Source organism: Pseudomonas sp. IT-P44 (genome assembly GCF_949768225.1).
Lineage (GTDB): Bacteria > Pseudomonadota > Gammaproteobacteria > Pseudomonadales > Pseudomonadaceae > Aquipseudomonas > Aquipseudomonas migulae.
Genome location: NZ_CATKQM010000073.1, coordinates 1 through 3,043, shown reverse-complemented (window position 1 = coordinate 3,043; position 3,043 = coordinate 1). Strand labels below are relative to the sequence as shown.

Sequence of the window (3,043 nt, the reverse complement as noted above, 5' to 3'; positions counted from 1 at the left end):
CGACGTTCCAGCGAATCGGGTATGCGATAGTTTGTGTGTTTGCTTCTCGAACTTTCGGTTCATTGCGTCTTCACACACCGCAATCTGATGCTCTTTCGAGTAGTCAAATTGCTTGGGTGTTATATGGTCAAGCCTCACGGGCAATTAGTATTGGTTAGCTCAACGCCTCACAGCGCTTACACACCCAACCTATCAACGTCGTAGTCTTCGACGGCCCTTCAGGGGACTCAAGGTCCCAGTGAGATCTCATCTTGAGGCTAGTTTCCCGCTTAGATGCTTTCAGCGGTTATCTATTCCGAACATAGCTACCCGGCAATGCCACTGGCGTGACAACCGGAACACCAGAGGTTCGTCCACTCCGGTCCTCTCGTACTAGGAGCAGCCCCTCTCAAATCTCAAACGTCCACGGCAGATAGGGACCGAACTGTCTCACGACGTTCTAAACCCAGCTCGCGTACCACTTTAAATGGCGAACAGCCATACCCTTGGGACCGGCTTCAGCCCCAGGATGTGATGAGCCGACATCGAGGTGCCAAACACCGCCGTCGATATGAACTCTTGGGCGGTATCAGCCTGTTATCCCCGGAGTACCTTTTATCCGTTGAGCGATGGCCCTTCCATACAGAACCACCGGATCACTAAGACCTACTTTCGTACCTGCTCGACGTGTCTGTCTCGCAGTCAAGCGCGCTTTTGCCTTTATACTCTACGACCGATTTCCGACCGGTCTGAGCGCACCTTCGTACTCCTCCGTTACTCTTTAGGAGGAGACCGCCCCAGTCAAACTACCCACCATACACTGTCCTCGATCCGGATAACGGACCTGAGTTAGAACCTCAAAGTTGCCAGGGTGGTATTTCAAGGATGGCTCCACGCGAACTGGCGTCCACGCTTCAAAGCCTCCCACCTATCCTACACAAGCAAATTCAAAGTCCAGTGCAAAGCTATAGTAAAGGTTCACGGGGTCTTTCCGTCTAGCCGCGGATACACTGCATCTTCACAGCGATTTCAATTTCACTGAGTCTCGGGTGGAGACAGCGCCGCCATCGTTACGCCATTCGTGCAGGTCGGAACTTACCCGACAAGGAATTTCGCTACCTTAGGACCGTTATAGTTACGGCCGCCGTTTACCGGGGCTTCGATCAAGAGCTTCGCGTTAGCTAACCCCATCAATTAACCTTCCGGCACCGGGCAGGCGTCACACCCTATACGTCCACTTTCGTGTTTGCAGAGTGCTGTGTTTTTAATAAACAGTCGCAGCGGCCTGGTATCTTCGACCGGCATGAGCTTACGGAGCAAGTCCTTCACCCTCACCGGCGCACCTTCTCCCGAAGTTACGGTGCCATTTTGCCTAGTTCCTTCACCCGAGTTCTCTCAAGCGCCTTGGTATTCTCTACCCAACCACCTGTGTCGGTTTGGGGTACGGTTCCTGGTTACCTGAAGCTTAGAAGCTTTTCTTGGAAGCATGGCATCAACCACTTCGTGTTCTAAAAGAACACTCGTCATCAGCTCTCGGCCTTAGAATCCCGGATTTACCTAAGATTCCAGCCTACCACCTTAAACTTGGACAACCAACGCCAAGCTGGCCTAGCCTTCTCCGTCCCTCCATCGCAATAACCAGAAGTACAGGAATATTAACCTGTTTTCCATCGACTACGCTTTTCAGCCTCGCCTTAGGGACCGACTAACCCTGCGTCGATTAACGTTGCGCAGGAAACCTTGGTCTTTCGGCGTGGGTGTTTTTCACACCCATTGTCGTTACTCATGTCAGCATTCGCACTTCTGATACCTCCAGCAAGCTTCTCAACTCACCTTCACAGGCTTACAGAACGCTCCTCTACCGCATCACCTAAGTGATACCCGTAGCTTCGGTGTATGGTTTGAGCCCCGTTACATCTTCCGCGCAGGCCGACTCGACTAGTGAGCTATTACGCTTTCTTTAAAGGGTGGCTGCTTCTAAGCCAACCTCCTAGCTGTCTAAGCCTTCCCACATCGTTTCCCACTTAACCATAACTTTGGGACCTTAGCTGACGGTCTGGGTTGTTTCCCTTTTCACGACGGACGTTAGCACCCGCCGTGTGTCTCCCATGCTCGGCACTTGTAGGTATTCGGAGTTTGCATCGGTTTGGTAAGTCGGGATGACCCCCTAGCCGAAACAGTGCTCTACCCCCTACAGTGATACATGAGGCGCTACCTAAATAGCTTTCGAGGAGAACCAGCTATCTCCGAGCTTGATTAGCCTTTCACTCCGATCCACAGGTCATCCGCTAACTTTTCAACGGTAGTCGGTTCGGTCCTCCAGTTAGTGTTACCCAACCTTCAACCTGCCCATGGATAGATCGCCCGGTTTCGGGTCTATTCCCAGCGACTAGACGCCCTATTAAGACTCGCTTTCGCTACGCCTCCCCTATTCGGTTAAGCTCGCCACTGAAAATAAGTCGCTGACCCATTATACAAAAGGTACGCAGTCACCCAACAAAGTGGGCTCCCACTGCTTGTACGCATACGGTTTCAGGATCTATTTCACTCCCCTCTCCGGGGTTCTTTTCGCCTTTCCCTCACGGTACTAGTTCACTATCGGTCAGTCAGTAGTATTTAGCCTTGGAGGATGGTCCCCCCATATTCAGACAAAGTTTCTCGTGCTCCGTCCTACTCGATTTCATGACTAAGAGATTTTCGCGTACAGGGCTATCACCCACTATGGCCGCACTTTCCAGAGCGTTCCGCTAATCTCAAAGCCACTTAAGGGCTAGTCCCCGTTCGCTCGCCACTACTAAGGGAATCTCGGTTGATTTCTTTTCCTCAGGGTACTTAGATGTTTCAGTTCCCCTGGTTCGCTTCTTAAGCCTATGTATTCAGCTTAAGATACCTAACTTATGTTAGGTGGGTTCCCCCATTCAGACATCTCCGGATCAAAGTCTGTTTGCCGACTCCCCGAAGCTTTTCGCAGGCTACCACGTCTTTCATCGCCTCTGACTGCCAAGGCATCCACCGTATGCGCTTCTTCACTTGACCATATAACCCCAAGCAATCTGGTTATACT

Annotated in this window: 1 rRNA gene; it reads right to left on the bottom strand. The window is 51.6% G+C overall.

The features are described 5' to 3' along the window. Positions 1-123 precede the first annotated feature (123 nt). Positions 124-3,015, bottom strand: a 23S ribosomal RNA gene (locus ACM6IO_RS26675). Positions 3,016-3,043 lie beyond the last annotated feature (28 nt).